Genomic DNA, 15,676 nt, shown 5'->3' with positions numbered 1-15,676 from the left:
TTTGTGTCTTCATAACCTCAAATATATCATCTTGCTTTGGCTGTCACCCTCCTTTATTTCTTCAGCATACTTTCTGACACACCACCAAAAATTCAAATCAGCGTCCTAGAAAGACATCTCAAAAAATCCACCAACGAACCCGAAGAATCGCCAATTTATCAAAAGATTGAGCAGATAAAAATGGGGTTAGGTTCGGCTTATCAGCAGTTAAGAGATTTGCTAATCACGTTTCGCTTGACCATTGATAACGATAACTTTGATGAAGCCCTGCATGAAGCGGCCAGTGAGTTTGCTTTAAAAGGTGGCTTTGACATAACGGTGCACAATCATATTATGACCCTTAATTTAAGTGCCACGGAGCAGATAGATTTAATTCAAATTGCCAGAGAAGCTTTATCGAATGTTAATCGCCATGCAAAAGCACAAAACGTGGAGATTCATCTTGAGTATGAAAACGATGATAAATATATCGTGATGAGTGTTATTGATGATGGCGTTGGGCTGCCGTCAGATAGCGTCGATCAAACCCAGCATCACGGGTTAATGATTATGAAGGAGCGTGCCCATAATATTGGTGGTGAACTCATCGTTTCTAATAATAAACCACACGGCACTAATGTTACGGTGAGATTCGAGCCTAACTTCTTTGATGAGGACAGTAATAAAGACGCTTATTTATAAGCTCATCAAATGGTGGTTTTAAGGAGTCAGCTTGTCGTTTTAGCGTTTTTAGCTCGTCAGTTTTTAGATGTTTTAATTTTAAATTCTTGTACTATTTTTTATTTGTGAGTATGTTATGAGCACTAAGGTTTATACCAGCACTTCGCCTGCGCGTCTTTTATTGGTTGACGACCATCCGATGTTACGCCGAGGTATCTCTGAATTGTTGAGTCTCGAAGATGATGTGAAAGTCGTGGGTGAAGCGAGCAACGGTCAAGAAGCACTGGTATTTTTAGAAAGCAATGAGGTAGATTTGGTGATACTGGATCATAAAATGCCAGTACTCACTGGTATCGATACTTTAAGGGAGATAAAAGCCAGAAATATCAGCACCAAGACGGTATTGTTTACGGTTTCTGATAGCGGTGAAGACGTACAAGAAGCGTTAAAATTAGGCGTCGATGGCTACCTATTAAAAGATATGGAGCCAGAATTAATCATTGTGGATATTAGAAAAGTGTTGCGCGGCGAGCTGGTTATTAGTCCAAATCTGGCCTCGATATTGGCACAGACTTTACGCACGCCAAGTATTGAAGACATTGCAAGCAACTTAACCAGCAGAGAGCTACAAGTGATTCAAATGATCGCTGAAGGGTTGAGTAATAAAATGATTGCCAATAAGTTGGATATTGCAGAATCTACCGTCAAGGTGCACGTGAAGCATATTTTAAATAAAACTGGTCTGCGGACGCGGGTAGAAGCGGCAGTATGGACGGTGAACCATTTATCGAAGTAGCGATCTTTTAAAATAATGGTAATTTAGGTAAAAGTAATTAGGGCGTGTCCTAAAGTTTTCTTGAACTTCCTTAAAAACCCGTCTAACACAATGCTAGATGGGTTTTTTATTGTTGATTTAAGAAGCAGATAGTCTGAATGCTTAGTTTTGATTTTCAGCAGCAATCTGCCGATCGACCGATGACATTTTGTATTCATCACCAAAGGCACCTTCAGGCTCTTTTAACCAGAAGAAACAGAGTACCCAAGCAAGAAACGCACCTATAGCAATAATAAAGAAGAATTGATTTGGTTCAACCAAAGTAAATATAAACAAGTAAAATACCGCGCCAACGTTACCATAAGCACCCGCCATGCCAGATATTTGACCCGTTAAGCGGCGTTTAATCGACGGAATGATACCAAAGGTTGCGCCTTCTGCACCTTGTACAAACACGGAGCATAGAATAGTAAAGACGACAGCGATAAATAGTGGCCACTCTGCATTGAGTAACCCCATCAACCCAAATCCAATACCAATGCCAAACATATATATCAACATCACCAAGCGACGATTACCAACTTTATCGGATATATAACCGCCAAGTGGCCGCGCCCATAAGTTAACGAAAGCAAAAGTCGAGGCGACCAATCCTGCGACCGTAGGGTCGAGTTTCCAAGTGGCAGCAAAGAACATCGGCAACATAGAAACCACTGCCAACTCTGCGCCAAAGTTGGCAAAATAGGTAACATTTAGCGCAGCAACCGAGCTAAAGGGGTATTTATCATCTTCGGGAATACCAGCTTTGAGTATAGGCGCGTTGACACTAATGGCTTTATAGATTTGATAAATAACCACCACAGCGATAAGAATATAAAAGCCCCAAGCCCCTGCTTCGCTCAGAAATCCCATGTTTTTTGTACGATAAACCAATACCCCCAACACGCCGGATAAAGGAATAATAAACAAGCAATATAACCATAAGTCTTTCCAAGTAGAGACCTCTAACGCGCCTGCTTTTCGGGCTTTTTGGTGGGTATCTTCTGTCGGGCCATCGGTGATTAAAAACCAATAGGCAACTCCATAAGCCGCCATCATTAAGCCAGATAGGGCGATAGCCCAGCGCCAACCATCGTCGCCGCCAAAGAACTGTAAGGCAACCGTGGGAATGGTAATCGCTGCCGCCGCTGAACCAAAGTTACCCCAACCTGCATAAAAGCCTTCGGCAAAACCAATGTCTTTGGGTTTGAACCACAATGCGGTCATATGAATGCCGACGACGAAACCTGCACCAACGATAGACATAAATAAACGCGCCACGAACAACTGCATGGCGGAATGACCAAAAGCAAAGAACCACGTCGGTATCGCCATGATTACCATGAGTATAGAAAAAACACGCCGAGGACCAAAGCGATCCAGCGCCATGCCAACCACCACGCGCCCTGGGATAGTCAAGGCGACGTTGGCAATGAGAAATAATTTGATATGTTCAGAAGTTAGGTAGCTTTCAGCCTCTAGCATTGACGTTGCTAGGGGCGCCATATTGAACCAGACATAAAAAGTCAGGAAAAAAGCAATCCACGTATAGTGAAGGGCTCTTATATCACGGCGTTCAACCTCAAGTAGCTCTTTTGCATGCATGGTAAGTATTCTCCACCGTAAAACGTAATCGTTTAGATGGAATCAATGTAGCAACCAATAAGGCAGGCAACCATTAGGCGAAAGCAGTATGAGTTCTACTTTTAGTACTACTTAATAGGCATTAAAGCGTTACTTTATAGGTTTATTTGTCAATCACCGTCAAAAACACAACGCAGTAGCCAAACACTCTAAAAAGTGTTAAGTTGTACAAATGATAATTATTATCATTAATGGTCGTCAATAAAACCATCATCCACAAACCTCATCAAATGAGTGAAGGAGTTACTATGAGTAACACATCAAATTCAACGACTAAAAACCCAGTCATCCCAAGCCACTGGAAAATAAAACGTTCCACCCATTTCTTTACCAAAGATAAAGTGCCCAAAGCCTTGTTGACCCATCACAATACAGCGGAAGGGGTTTACGGCCAAATTTGTGTCATGCAAGGCACGGTTACCTTTTATGGTTTTGCGGATGAAGCCGCGACTGAACCCGAAAAAACCGTGGTCATTGAAGCAGGACAATTTGCTGTCAGTCCACCTCAATATTGGCACCGTGTCGAATTAAGTGATGATGCGCAGTTCAATATTAACTTTTGGACAGAAGGTGATACCGGCAATAAATCGATGTTTAATAGCTCAAAAATCCACAGTAAACCTATCGAAAAACTATTCGATAAAACAGAAGATTCTTAATCTTGCTTAAGATGTAAGCTAGGATTGATGTATTGAACACCAGTTCAAATAGCGGCTTGGCCAATAATGAACGGTGGCGTTTATGATAAAAATGTAAAAAGTAAAAATAACTCTTAACATTCATTTAATATGAATGTTACTATGTTTCCAGTTTGATGCTAGATGTAAATATTCATCCGTAAATAGCATCAAGTGAGTTTGTTTATTCAATCAATAATAAGCGATAAAGTCTATTTATTTGGCACAGTATTACGTTTAATCCCAGCGGCAATACACGGTGCTTTTTTAAAGTTTTAAGACAGTGAATAGATCTATATCAACGGGCAGCGTTATGGTTGAATTTTAGAAGCATAATTGCATTTTTAAACATTCATTTTAAATACATCTTTAAGGTGTTCAATATATCTAGCCAATAGGAGCAAGATATGGGCGAGTATAAGAAGTATTGGTTCGGCTTACTTGCCGTCCTCATTATTACCTTTACCTTTCTAGGCTGGGGCGGTGTAGAAATCTATCGTACCGCGCCCCCTATACCTGATCAGTATATCGACACTACTGGAAAGGTTTTAATCACAGAAGAAGATATTTTGGACGGTCAGTCTGCGTGGCAGCGTACTGGCGGTCAACAGCTGGGTTCCGTACTGGGTCACGGTGCTTATCAAGCCCCTGACTGGACAGCGGACTGGCTGCACAGAGAGCTTGTGGCTTGGTTGGATATCAGAGCAGAAGAGCTATATGGTCGTGATTTTGCTACCGCAACCGACGATCAAAAAGCAGTGCTAAATGCGCAGTTGAAAAAAGAATATCGTGGTAGTAGCGTCAATGATAAAGACCAAGTGGTGTTATCTGATACTCGGATCGCCGCGATGAATGAGATTGCACCTTACTATATCGGCTTGTATGGTAATGAGCCGTCATTGCAAAAGTCGCGTGAAAACTTTGCGATGAAAAACAACACCTTGCCAAATCTTGAGGACAGACAAAAGCTAACTAACTTTTTCTTTTGGACCACTTGGATGGCGTCTACTAACCGTCCTGGTACTGATGCGACGTATACCAATAACTGGCCACACGAGCCATTAATTGACAACGTCCCGACATCAGAAAACATCATGTGGTCTATCGCTAGTGTGGTGTTCTTAATTGCAGGGGTAGGTTTCCTAATCTGGGGTTGGTCTTTCTTACGTAAAGAAGAAGAGGTGAAGCAAGTAACACCCGATGCGGATCCATTAACCAAAATAGCGTTAACACCCTCACAAAAAGCGTTGGCAAAATATGGGGTTTTAGTCGTCGCACTGTTCGTCTTTCAGGTGTTTATTGGTGGCTTTGTGGCGCATTATACCGTTGAAGGACAAGAGTTTTATGGTATTCCCGTTGCTGACTTCTTCCCTTATTCACTAGTACGTACGTGGCATATTCAGGCCGCATTATTTTGGATTGCCACCGCATTCTTAACGGCGGGGCTATTCTTGACCCCATTTATCAATGGCGGTAAAGACCCTAAATATCAAAAATTAGGCGTTGATATACTGTGGTTCGCGCTCATTATCGTGGTCGTTGGTTCGTTCGTTAGCCAATACTTTGCCATTGCTGGCATCATGCCAGCGAAATATAATTTCTGGTTTGGTCATCAAGGCTATGAATTTATTGACCTTGGTCGCTTCTGGCAGATTTTAAAATGGGTCGGTATTTTATTCTGGTTGGTATTAATGACCCGTGGTTGTTTACCAGCATTTAAACAAAAAGGTGGTGATAAAAACCTATTAGCGATATTCTTTGCTTCTGTGGTTTGCGTCGGTTTATTCTACGGTGCAGGCTTGTTCTATGGTGAGCGTACGCACTTAACCATCATGGAATACTGGCGCTGGTGGGTGGTACACTTATGGGTAGAGGGCTTCTTTGAAGTATTTGCTACTGTATCGCTTGCCTTTATTTTCTATAACTTAGGTTTGGTAAATAAAAAGATTGCTACTGGTTCCGCGATTGCTTCTGCGGCACTATTTATGCTCGGCGGTGTACCCGGTACTTTCCATCACCTGTATTACTCTGGTACCACCACGCCAGTGATGGCAATCGGTGCCTCATTCAGTGCGCTAGAAGTTGTACCATTAGTCGTATTGGGTTATGAAGGTTATGAGCATTGGTCTATGCAGCGTCAAGCGCCGTGGATGAACAAACTCAAATGGCCTATCATGTGTTTCGTTGCCGTTGCCTTCTGGAATATGTTGGGTGCAGGTGTACTCGGATTTATGATTAACCCGCCGGTGTCATTGTTCTATCTGCAAGGGTTGAATACCACGGCTGCTCACTCTCATGCTGCATTATTCGGAGTTTATGGATTCTTAGCGATTGGTTTTATCTTACTGGTCATGCGTTATATTCGTCCAGATTATATCTTTAATGAAAAACTCATTAAAACCGGATTTTGGGCGCTAAATATAGGCTTGGTATTGATGCTTGCGACCAGCTTATTACCGATTGGTATTTACCAAGCGTATGCGTCTATGACTGAAGGCCTATGGTACGCTCGTAGTGAAGGCTTCTTACAACAAGACTTCTTACAAACACTACGCTGGATTCGCACCTTTGCTGACGTTATCTTTATCGTTGGGGCTGTTTGTGTGGCGTTACAGGTGGTTAAGTTTGCTTTTGCCAAACCATCACATGCAAACTACAAGCCTGACAGTTCTGTAAATGACTAACCTATAAATGATTAGCTTGTGAATAGACCTCTTGCAAAAGTCATAGGTTTAGCTCGAAATTAATGATACCAGCAAACAGCTTCATTCTAAGATCATAGCGCTGACGACGGTTACGATATTTATGAGCCACGATTTTGAACAACTTGATTAAGCCTATTTTGTGCTCAACCACAATACGGAACTTTGCCAGATAGTGATTGGCCTGTTTGCATATCTCCAGTAACTGACCACCACGTGGCTTTTTAAAAGGGGTGAAGGTTTGCTTATGTAGCTTTGCTATACTCTGATAACCACTATCTGCTAGTAATTTAGCATTGTCAGGAAGCCAATCAGGACAAGTATCTTTATACAGCTTAAAATCGTGGATTGACCCTTTGCAGGTTTGCACATCAAGTATCAACCCTGTTTGCCAATGAACGATAACCTGCGCTTTCAAGGTGTGTTGTTTTTTCTTACCGCTATAGTAGTCGCTTTGGTTTTTTTTGGACGCTCAATTGGGGTTTCGGTCGCATCAACAATGACGACGCTCCAATTGATGTCATCATCGACGCGACTAGGGAGCTTTTTGGGCAATTCAAACTTGCCAGAGTCAATCAGTGTGTCTTCTACTTTACGGATGATACGGCTAGCAGAAGACTCATGAATACCAAAGTCCATACTGATATGATAAAGCGTGCGGTATTCACGCCAATAAGTCAGGGCTAGTAGTATCTGCTCCTTAAGACTGAGCAAGCTTGGTCTGCCTGATTTGGTTTTAGATGCTTCATGCTCTTGCATGGCCTCAAGCATGTCATAAAAGGTGGCTTTATGAATGCCTGTATAGCGTTTAAAACCTGCGTCACTTTGTTTGAGTAGCTTATCTATGTTTGGCATGGTTCCTAAAAAGTTATGAGTGTCTTCTTATTTTAATTCCCTTTGCTACTTTTGCAAGAGGTCTAATAACTAACAAGCTAGTGATTAAAGTATTCATTAATAAAATATCGTAAAAGTAAAAGTCCTGCTAAATGCAGGGCTTTTTATTGGGCAATCAATATTAGTCGATAGGGCGTGCTGAATATTTGATCATGGCACCGACAGCTAATTTTTAGGATTTTCGGCAGCATTGATGGTTTGTTGGACAATTTGTTTGATATGCATAAAATCTGCATGGCGGACGTCTTTGCCGCTGGTACAAAAAATAACCAGCTCAGCAATATTGCGCGCATGATCGCCCACACGCTCGAGGGCGCGCAATACCCATAATATATTAATCACCTTTGACACATGGCGATTGTCTTCCATAATATAAGTCATCAGTGAGCGCGTGGCGGACTGATATTCTTCATCGACTGCTGTATCGCTTTGCAACACCGAAAATGCTTGCTGCGTATTCATATAAGAAAATGCCTCAATAGCGTTAAGCAGCATTAAGCGCACCTGATTGGATAAATGCTGAACCTCCGAACAGCCTTTTGGTGAGACGCCATCTTCAAGCAATTGGCATGCCATGCGGGCTATTTTTTCAGCCTCATCGCCGACACGCTCAAAGTCGACGATACCTTTACTGAGCGCCATGACCAAGCGCAAATCGTTGGCGGTCGGCTGACGCTTAGCAACCAATAAAATAATTTGTTCATCAATTTTAATTTCTAACTGATTGATAAGATCATCATCAGCAATGACTTTTTTGGCCGTCACCTCATCGGCTGCTATCAAAGCACGGGTTGCGACCATGACTTGCTCTGCTGCCATGCGTCCCATTTGCATAAACAAATCAACAACCTCATGTAGCTCATTATCAAAACTCTTTGATAAATGCTTTTGCGTAATCAGCATCGTCGTTCCCTCAATGGTCTTGCTGTTAATGATAAAAAATATTAATAACTATCAATGACCACCAATAGCTATCAATGACTGTTCGTAATTATCAAGTCGTAATTATCGAGTCGTAGTTATCAAGCACGCCTATCACTCAACACTGCCTCAACCATAACGACCGGTAATATAATCTTCAGTCGCCTTTTGCGAGGGGTTGGTAAATATCTGATCGGTTTCACCCATCTCTACCATGTCACCCAAATACATATAAGCGGTATAGTCAGAGACGCGCGCCGCTTGCTGCATGTTGTGGGTTACGATAGCAATCGTATAGTCATTCTTTAAGTCGGTAATCAGATCTTCAATTGCTCCTGTAGAGAGCGGATCAAGCGCTGAGGTTGGCTCATCTAATAACAATACTTCAGGTTTTGTTGCCACCCCGCGAGCGATACACAGCCGTTGTTGTTGACCACCGGATAACGACAGTCCTGATGCACGAAGTTTGTCTTTTACTTCAGGCCATAACGCCGCCTTTTTGAGCGCCCATTCGACACGATTATCCATCTCAGCTTTGCTCAGCTTTTCGTATAGACGCACGCCAAACGCCACATTGTCATAGATGGACATCGGAAACGGTGTGGGTTTTTGAAAGACCATACCCACCCGCGCGCGCAGTAAATTAACGTCCATCTCCTTTGCCAAAATATTATTGCCATCAAGGGTTATTTGACCTTCAGCATGCATGCTCGGATACAAATCATACATACGGTTAAATGTACGCAATAGGGTTGACTTACCGCAGCCCGACGGACCGATAAAAGCGGTTACCTTTTTTTCTGGTATATCGATGTTGATGTTTTTTAGGGCTTTAAAATTACCATAATAAAAATTTAAATCTCGAATGGTTATTTTGGCAGCAGGCATATTCTGAGGGATATCTGCCACCGTTTGCTGGGTCAAAAAAGCACTGTCTGGCTGTTGTTGTTTATTATTAGCCATTGATTCATCAAATAAGCGGTGTTTAATGGTGTTTTTATGGGTTGGCTTAAGCGCTTTTCTCTTTAAAACATCCGTCATAATCATATCCAATTATTTTAAATCCAGTTAAGTTAATATGTGAGTTATCGTGCGGTTCAATGACATGATCTATCTGCCATAATCTTTACCACCGACAAAGCGCGCGATAATATTGACCAGTAATACGGTAGCGGTAATCAGTAAAGCTGCCGCCCAAGCCAGTGCATGCCAGTTGTCATAAGGGCTCATGGCAAACTGATAAATGGTATTTGGCAAGTTCGCCATTGGCCCGCTCATGTCGGTACTAAAGTATTGATTGTTTAATGCGGTAAATAGTAAGGGCGCGGTTTCGCCAGTAATACGGGCAAACGCTAGCAGTACACCTGTGGTCAGCCCTGCTTTGGCGGCTTTGAGCGTGACGGTAGTTATCAACTTCCATTTTGGCGTGCCGAGGGCATAGGCCGCTTCACGTAATGTATTAGGCACAAGATTGAGCATGTTCTCCGTGGTACGGACGACAATCGGAATGACAATCAAGGCTAGGGCGACTGCACCGGCCCAACCTGAGAAACTTTGACCTTTAACCATTAACGCATATACAAACAGACCAATAACGATGGATGGCGCAGACAGTAAAATGTCGTTTAAAAATCGGGTGACTTTGCCAAGTAAGCTGCCATGCGAAAACTCCGCTAAATAAATACCTGCCATCATTCCTATCGGTGTACCAATTGCCAATCCTGATAGTGCTAACATCGCTGAACCAATAATGGCGTTACGTAATCCACCATCACTCATGGGCGGCGGTGTATCGGCCATAAATACTGGCATCTCGATTAAACCTTGAAAACCTTCAATCAACAGCGTCATCAGAATCCAAACCAGCCAAAACAAACCAAAGGCAATCGCTGATATGGCAAAACCAAGTCCCAATCTATTGATAAGGCGACGCTTATGATACAGATGCTTGTTATAGCGGTCCTCAAAGCGTAAATCAGGCTGGCTAGTTGGGGCCGTATCAGTCGTGACAGTCGCTAAAGTCATCAGGCGTTTGTCCTTTTTTGGTCGAAGGGTTGGATCAAGTGGTTGGTCAAAATAATTACTTCATAACAGCGCGCTAACGCTACTTAATGACCGGCTTTTTGGTCAATACGCATGAGCATTAGCTTAGATATAGACAAAACAATAAAGGTAATCACAAACAAGATTAAGCCCAAATGTAGTAATGACGCTAAGTGCAATTCACTGGATGCTTCGGCAAATTCATTAGCGAGTGCCGAGGTAATCGTCACACCAGAGGTAAACAGACTTGGGCTGATATTAAAGGCGTTGCCAATCAAGAAAGTCACTGCCATCGTCTCGCCCAAAGCCCGTCCAAGACCCAAAATCACCCCGCCAACTACGCCAGCTTTGGTATAAGGCAGTATAATTTTGAACATCACTTCCCACGTCGTCGCACCCATGCCGTAGGCGGATTCTTTTAATAGATCGGGGACCACAGAAAATACATCACGCATCGTGGCGGCAATAAACGGAATGATCATAATCGCCAGCACCAACGAGGCGGTAAACATGCCAAGGCCCATTGGTGCGCCAGTAAATACCTTACCGATAATCGGCAGCGTACCGATGTTTTCAATGAGCCATGGCTGAATATGCTCGCTAAAATAAGGCGCAAACACAAACAATCCCCACATCCCATAAATGATAGACGGGATTCCTGCCAACAGCTCAATAGCAATTCCCAACGGCTTCTTTAAAAAGGTAGGGCATAGCTCAGTTAAAAAGATAGCGATACCGAAGCTGACTGGAACGGCAATACAGATAGCGATAAGGGAGGTGACCAGCGTCCCATAAATGGGTGCGAGTGCACCGTATTTATCATTGACCGTATCCCAGTTATTGCTAGTATAAAAGCCCAGTCCGAACTCAGTGATACTCGGCCAAGCGCCTACGATTAAGGAGAGCAAAATACCGCCAAGCGATAATAGAACCAAAATTGCAAATGCTTTAGTGGTGTTTACAAAGAGGACGTCGTAGCGTTTTTGTTTTGCCAATTGACGGGTTAGGTCTACCATAAAAGCCTCGATAATCTGATACGCTTGTTTTAGGACTGGGGGATAAATGAAATAATAACGGTCTTAATTATTCATCTAGTTTTGACGATAAATAGGCTGACCTTCGCTATCGACCACTTCGTTCCATTTTGCTTTAAATAAGGCTACGGCAGTATCAGGAAACGGTACATAATCAAGCGCCATTGCATCGTCGTCACCTTGGGCATAAGCCCAGTCAAAGAACTTTAATACGCCAGCGACTTGTTTGGCATCTTGCGGCTGCTTATGGACTAAGATAAAAGTAGCAGCGGCGATTGGCCATGCTTGTGCGGTTTCAGAGTTGGTGATGACTTTGTAAAACCCTTCTTGCTGTGACCAATCGATGTCGCCTGCGGCAGCAAAGGTTTTGGCAGAAGGCTGTACCACATTGCCAGCGGCGTTTTTCAGGGCGACGTGAGACATACCGTTTTGTGTCGCATAAGCATATTCAACATAGCCGATTGAATTTTTCATACGCGTGACGTAGCTCGATACACCCTCATTGCCTTTACCGCCTGCACCAGTTGCTGAGGTTGGCCATTTAACGGTCTTATCGACACCCACACTATCTTGCCAATCGTTTGATACCTTTGCCAAATAGTCAGTGAAGTTAAACGTCGTACCAGAACCGTCTGAGCGAAATACCGTGGTAATGGCCGCATCAGGAAGCGTTAAATCTGGGTTCATAGCAGCGATGGCAGGATCATTCCATTTGCTGATTTTGCCAAGATAGATCTCAGCGAGCATTTTGCCGTCGAGCTTTAACTGACCGGGCTTAATGCCGTCGATGTTAACGATAGGCACTACGCCACCAATCACAGTTGGGAATTGAATCAAACCAGCCTCATTTAACTCTTCTGGTGTCATTGGTGCATCAGACGCCCCAAAATCTACGGTTTTCGCAACGATTTGTTTGATACCGCCAGATGAGCCAATAGACTGATAATTCACTTGACCACCGGTGGCTTTATGGTAGGCATCTGACCACTTAGCATAGATAGGCTGCGGAAAAGAAGCACCAGCACCAGTAATATTCATGGATATGTTTTCAGCTGAGCTAGCATTAGCGTCGCTGCTAGTAGACGTGGTTGAAGGCGCTGCTGTGGCAGATTCGTTGGTTTTATCGCTCTTGTTGTTACTGGTCGTTTGATTACAAGCGGCTAATGCCAACGTGCTAGCGATTGCGACTGCTATGAATGAATAACGCATTATTTCTCCTAAAAAGTAATCACATTTAAGTATTGGGTATTTATAAATAACAATGTCGATGTTTCTGGATATGGTTTTACTAAAATATTTCGCTGCAATGATGCTTGGTGGTCAGTGAGCACATTGTGCCGAGCAAATATGACAGTTTGATGAAATAAGGTATTTTTATAAAAAAATTATAGCCATAGCGCGGTATCGTTTTTAAAACGACTCCACCATATTTAAAAAACTACCTATTAAAGGTAAAAGAGAAGTTATAGTTAGAGAGTTTAGTTAGAGCTCTTTAGGCAATAGGATTAATGTCATCAAACTGTCATAATTACCGTGTTTAATAAGTAGACGCTGGCAAGTGCTTAGTGCCTTTTTATTTCCTATTTCTTTGTATTTAAAACAACAAGGCTGGGGTATGCAGAATAAGCAGATTTTGATTGTTGAAGATGAGCCTGCGATTCGTGAAATGGTTATGATGACGCTAGAGATGGCAGGCTTTGCAGGTTTACAAGCGGCTGACATCAAAGAGGCGCATCAGCAAGTTGTTGATCACCGTCCTGCGCTGATTTTGCTAGATTGGATGTTACCAGGAGATAAAAGTGGCATTGATTTTTGCCGCATGCTAAAAAGTGATGAGATGCTTGCTGAGATACCGGTTATTATGCTGACGGCCAAAAGTGAAGAGGATAGTAAGGTTCACGGCCTTGATGCTGGCGCTGATGATTATATGACAAAACCTTTTTCAACCCGTGAATTAATTTCAAGAATCAAGGCGGTGTTACGCCGTAGTAGTGCGTTGAGTGCTGATAAACCTATCGAAATAGGCAAGCTTAGCTTAGACCCTAAAAGCCAGCGCGTTATAGCTAATGAAAAGGTCATTGATATCGGTCCAACAGAATATCGATTATTGGCGTTTTTGATGAGCCATCCTGAACGTGCCTATACGCGTGCACAACTGCTCGATCAGGTTTGGGGCGGTAACGTTTATATTGAAGATCGCACCATTGATGTGCATATCAGGCGTTTACGTAAGTTATTAAAACCTTATGACTGTCATACATTGATCCAAACCGTTCGCGGTACTGGTTATCGCTTGTCTAATCTAGCAGAGTAGTTTTAAGGGTATTTAAAAATTGGCATATAGTTGAAATACTTTAAAACCGCTACTATACCTGCAGTAAGTGATGTATCGATTTTTTTCACTGACTATATCAAGTGAAACGTAGCAGATAGCGATAAGGATAATAGATGGATATGATAACCCTTGGGGAAAATAACCAGCAAAGCAGCCAACAGCAATCTTCTCAGCAAAGTACTACCGATCAACTTAAGAAAATTAGAAGTGCCTTACGCGCCCTACGAGATGCGGTGATTTTGCTCAATGACGATGACGGTCTGGAATGGTGGAATCAGGCAGCAGAGGACCTATTATTATTACAGTCGTCACATCATGGCAAAAGCATTTTTGATTTTATTGATGTTCCTGAATTTAGACAATACTATGAGTCCAAGGTGACACCTAATGATGGTGTCCACCTAGTGTCGTGGCAAGATTCTAACCGTTATTTGAAGTGTGAGCTGACACCTTTTGGTGACGAAAAGCTACTGATTATTTATGACGTGACCCGCTTACAACATTTAGAGCAAATGCGCCGTGACTTTGTGGCAAATGTCTCTCATGAGCTACGAACGCCTTTGACCGTACTGATGGGCTATCTGGAAAACTTCTCAGATCAGCCAGATATGCCACCGCAGTGGCAACGCGGCTTTGAGCTCATGACTCAGCAGACGGCTCGCATGAATAGAGTGGTGAATGATTTATTGCTGCTGTCTCGTATCGAGATCGAAGAGACGCATGAGCTGCATTATATTGATATGACCAAGCTGCTGACTCACGTTTATGATGATGCGCAGGCTTATAATCAAGAATATGAACACAGCATTCATTTACAGATAGACACTTATGACGGTCTCTATGGTTCGGAGATGTATTTAAATAGTGCATTATCTAATCTGGTCATTAACGCCATAAAATATACGCCGAAAGAGGGCAATATTGTTATCAGCTGGACCAAGACGTCAGCAGGGTGTCAGTTTTCAGTCACAGACGATGGTCTTGGTATTGCTCCGCAGCATGTCGCACGTTTGACCGAACGTTTTTATCGAGTGGATAGTGGGCGCAGTCGTGAGACAGGCGGTACAGGATTGGGGCTGGCAATTGTGAAGCATGTTCTCTATCAATATGATACGGTTTTGCAAATTGAATCGTCAGAGGGTCAGGGCTCAACATTCAGCGCGGTGTTTCCAGCTGTTCATATTTGCTGTGCTTCTATAGATTGATGCTACTTGTCAAAAGGTGGACTCTATTCATGCAAACTTATACCAAACCCAAAAAGTACGATTAGTCATGTCAAACTCGTAAAGGTTTTAAAGAAATTTTCAGACACAAAAAAACCTCAAACAAAGTTATGTTTGAGGCGAAACTTGTTTAAACTCGAAAGTTTAAATTCGTTTTAAATATGGCGCAGCGGACGGGACTCGAACCCGCGACCCCCAGCGTGACAGGCTAGAACCACCAAACTTCATTATTATATATTAATGTACAGTAACCTACAAAGCCATATATGGCAAGAGATTAACGATTTCCTTACTAATGACATTTAGCATACATTTAAGTATTTTACTGAGTATATTTATAATATTTTGGTCACTAAAAATACTTAGATTAACACATGAAGTGCAATACCAAATGTGAGGTGAAAAAAAGACCTAGATGCGCTAGCATCAAAGTTTTTATCCACCGACCAAAGTGAGATTGCAACCATGAACTATACACATCTAAGCCTAGGGGAACGATACCAGATTTATGCCCTTATAGGGGCAGAACATAGTATTAAATTTATAGCTGACACATTAGGAAGAAGTCCTAGCACCATATCAAGAGAGATCAGACGCAATAAAAGCCTTCGAGGTTACCGAGCTAATCATGCTAATAACAAGGCTTGTGACAGACGCTCTAACAATGCTTTCACTGTAGTGGCATAATAAAATTGGACAGCTTCTAAGAGGTTATAATAACCCAAAGAA

Annotated in this window: 15 protein-coding genes; 7 read left to right on the top strand and 8 right to left on the bottom strand. The window is 42.5% G+C overall.

The genetic code is table 11. The annotated features are described in order from the left end of the window. The first annotated feature begins 36 nt into the window (after nucleotides 1-36). Both EI162_RS10415 and narL read left to right on the top strand, forming a co-directional pair. Nucleotides 37-681 (top strand): ATP-binding protein, encoded by a 645-nt coding sequence (locus EI162_RS10415; protein ID WP_225735319.1) that lies wholly within the window; start codon nucleotides 37-39, stop codon nucleotides 679-681. A gap of 115 nt (nucleotides 682-796) precedes the next feature. Further along, nucleotides 797-1,456, top strand: coding sequence for a two-component system response regulator NarL (gene narL / locus EI162_RS10410; RefSeq protein ID WP_192524292.1), 660 nt, complete (start codon nucleotides 797-799; stop codon nucleotides 1,454-1,456). Between the two features lie 141 nt (nucleotides 1,457-1,597). Here the strand turns inward: narL and EI162_RS10405 are convergent, their stop codons facing one another. Beyond that, nucleotides 1,598-3,079, bottom strand: coding sequence for an MFS transporter (locus EI162_RS10405; protein ID WP_192524291.1), 1,482 nt, complete (start codon nucleotides 3,077-3,079; stop codon nucleotides 1,598-1,600). A gap of 287 nt (nucleotides 3,080-3,366) precedes the next feature. Here EI162_RS10405 and EI162_RS10400 point away from each other — a divergent pair, with 287 nt between their 5' ends. After that, complete coding sequence (locus tag EI162_RS10400) at nucleotides 3,367-3,777, top strand: DUF1971 domain-containing protein (RefSeq protein WP_192524290.1); 411 nt, start codon at nucleotides 3,367-3,369, stop codon at nucleotides 3,775-3,777. A gap of 425 nt (nucleotides 3,778-4,202) precedes the next feature. Then, nucleotides 4,203-6,479, top strand: coding sequence for a nitric-oxide reductase large subunit (locus EI162_RS10395; RefSeq protein WP_192524289.1), 2,277 nt, complete (start codon nucleotides 4,203-4,205; stop codon nucleotides 6,477-6,479). Nucleotides 6,480-6,519: 40 nt separating this feature from the next. On the opposite strand, the gene EI162_RS10390 is transcribed toward EI162_RS10395, so the two are convergent. The 7 genes from EI162_RS10390 to pstS form a co-directional block, all read right to left on the bottom strand. After that, nucleotides 6,520-6,915 (bottom strand): transposase family protein, encoded by a 396-nt coding sequence (locus EI162_RS10390; RefSeq protein WP_192524294.1) that lies wholly within the window; start codon nucleotides 6,913-6,915, stop codon nucleotides 6,520-6,522. Then, nucleotides 6,912-7,352 (bottom strand): transposase family protein, encoded by a 441-nt coding sequence (locus EI162_RS10385; RefSeq protein WP_192524288.1) that lies wholly within the window; start codon nucleotides 7,350-7,352, stop codon nucleotides 6,912-6,914. The genes EI162_RS10390 and EI162_RS10385 overlap by 4 nt, the downstream gene beginning before the upstream one ends. 204 nt (nucleotides 7,353-7,556) lie before the next feature. After that, on the bottom strand, nucleotides 7,557-8,294 hold the full coding sequence (gene phoU / locus EI162_RS10380) for a phosphate signaling complex protein PhoU (protein ID WP_192524287.1): 738 nt from the start codon (nucleotides 8,292-8,294) through the stop codon (nucleotides 7,557-7,559). Nucleotides 8,295-8,441: 147 nt separating this feature from the next. Further along, nucleotides 8,442-9,353, bottom strand: coding sequence for a phosphate ABC transporter ATP-binding protein PstB (gene pstB, locus EI162_RS10375; protein ID WP_192524286.1), 912 nt, complete (start codon nucleotides 9,351-9,353; stop codon nucleotides 8,442-8,444). 69 nt (nucleotides 9,354-9,422) lie between these two features. Continuing rightward, entirely contained in the window at nucleotides 9,423-10,337 is a 915-nt protein-coding gene (gene pstA / locus EI162_RS10370; protein WP_192524285.1) for a phosphate ABC transporter permease PstA, read from the bottom strand. A gap of 83 nt (nucleotides 10,338-10,420) precedes the next feature. Then, entirely contained in the window at nucleotides 10,421-11,371 is a 951-nt protein-coding gene (gene pstC / locus EI162_RS10365) for a phosphate ABC transporter permease subunit PstC (protein ID WP_192524284.1), read from the bottom strand. A gap of 75 nt (nucleotides 11,372-11,446) precedes the next feature. After that, nucleotides 11,447-12,598, bottom strand: coding sequence for a phosphate ABC transporter substrate-binding protein PstS (pstS, locus tag EI162_RS10360; RefSeq protein WP_192524283.1), 1,152 nt, complete (start codon nucleotides 12,596-12,598; stop codon nucleotides 11,447-11,449). 406 nt (nucleotides 12,599-13,004) lie between these two features. Between pstS and phoB the strand changes: the two genes are divergently transcribed. The 3 genes from phoB to EI162_RS10345 all read left to right on the top strand — a co-directional run bounded on the left by phoB (nucleotide 13,005) and on the right by EI162_RS10345 (nucleotide 15,634). Next, nucleotides 13,005-13,703: a phosphate regulon transcriptional regulator PhoB gene (gene phoB, locus EI162_RS10355; RefSeq protein WP_192524282.1), complete on the top strand. Its 699-nt coding sequence runs from the start codon at nucleotides 13,005-13,007 to the stop codon at nucleotides 13,701-13,703. Nucleotides 13,704-13,837: 134 nt separating this feature from the next. Continuing rightward, nucleotides 13,838-14,929: a phosphate regulon sensor histidine kinase PhoR gene (phoR, locus tag EI162_RS10350; protein WP_225735318.1), complete on the top strand. Its 1,092-nt coding sequence runs from the start codon at nucleotides 13,838-13,840 to the stop codon at nucleotides 14,927-14,929. Between the two features lie 483 nt (nucleotides 14,930-15,412). Further along, nucleotides 15,413-15,634, top strand: coding sequence for a helix-turn-helix domain-containing protein (locus EI162_RS10345; protein WP_192524281.1), 222 nt, complete (start codon nucleotides 15,413-15,415; stop codon nucleotides 15,632-15,634). Nucleotides 15,635-15,676: the final 42 nt, after the last annotated feature.

Origin of the sequence: Psychrobacter sp. FME6 (assembly GCF_014861365.1) — a bacterium.
Lineage (GTDB): Bacteria > Pseudomonadota > Gammaproteobacteria > Pseudomonadales > Moraxellaceae > Psychrobacter.
This window is presented reverse-complemented; position numbering and strand designations above follow the sequence as displayed.

Excerpts from the sequence above, each read along its gene's own strand:
- phoR (WP_225735318.1), top strand. The coding sequence starts at position 13,838 with ATGGATATGATAACCCTTGGGGAAAATAACCAGCAAAGCAGCCAACAG.
- EI162_RS10395 (WP_192524289.1), top strand. The coding sequence starts at position 4,203 with ATGGGCGAGTATAAGAAGTATTGGTTCGGCTTACTTGCCGTCCTCATT.
- pstA (WP_192524285.1), bottom strand. The coding sequence starts at position 10,337 with ATGACTTTAGCGACTGTCACGACTGATACGGCCCCAACTAGCCAGCCT.
- pstB (WP_192524286.1), bottom strand. The coding sequence starts at position 9,353 with ATGACGGATGTTTTAAAGAGAAAAGCGCTTAAGCCAACCCATAAAAAC.
- narL (WP_192524292.1), top strand. The coding sequence starts at position 797 with ATGAGCACTAAGGTTTATACCAGCACTTCGCCTGCGCGTCTTTTATTG.
- phoB (WP_192524282.1), top strand. The coding sequence starts at position 13,005 with ATGCAGAATAAGCAGATTTTGATTGTTGAAGATGAGCCTGCGATTCGT.
- EI162_RS10405 (WP_192524291.1), bottom strand. The coding sequence starts at position 3,079 with ATGCATGCAAAAGAGCTACTTGAGGTTGAACGCCGTGATATAAGAGCC.
- pstC (WP_192524284.1), bottom strand. The coding sequence starts at position 11,371 with ATGGTAGACCTAACCCGTCAATTGGCAAAACAAAAACGCTACGACGTC.
- EI162_RS10345 (WP_192524281.1), top strand. The coding sequence starts at position 15,413 with ATGAACTATACACATCTAAGCCTAGGGGAACGATACCAGATTTATGCC.
- EI162_RS10385 (WP_192524288.1), bottom strand. The coding sequence starts at position 7,352 with ATGCCAAACATAGATAAGCTACTCAAACAAAGTGACGCAGGTTTTAAA.
- pstS (WP_192524283.1), bottom strand. The coding sequence starts at position 12,598 with ATGCGTTATTCATTCATAGCAGTCGCAATCGCTAGCACGTTGGCATTA.
- EI162_RS10400 (WP_192524290.1), top strand. The coding sequence starts at position 3,367 with ATGAGTAACACATCAAATTCAACGACTAAAAACCCAGTCATCCCAAGC.
- phoU (WP_192524287.1), bottom strand. The coding sequence starts at position 8,294 with ATGCTGATTACGCAAAAGCATTTATCAAAGAGTTTTGATAATGAGCTA.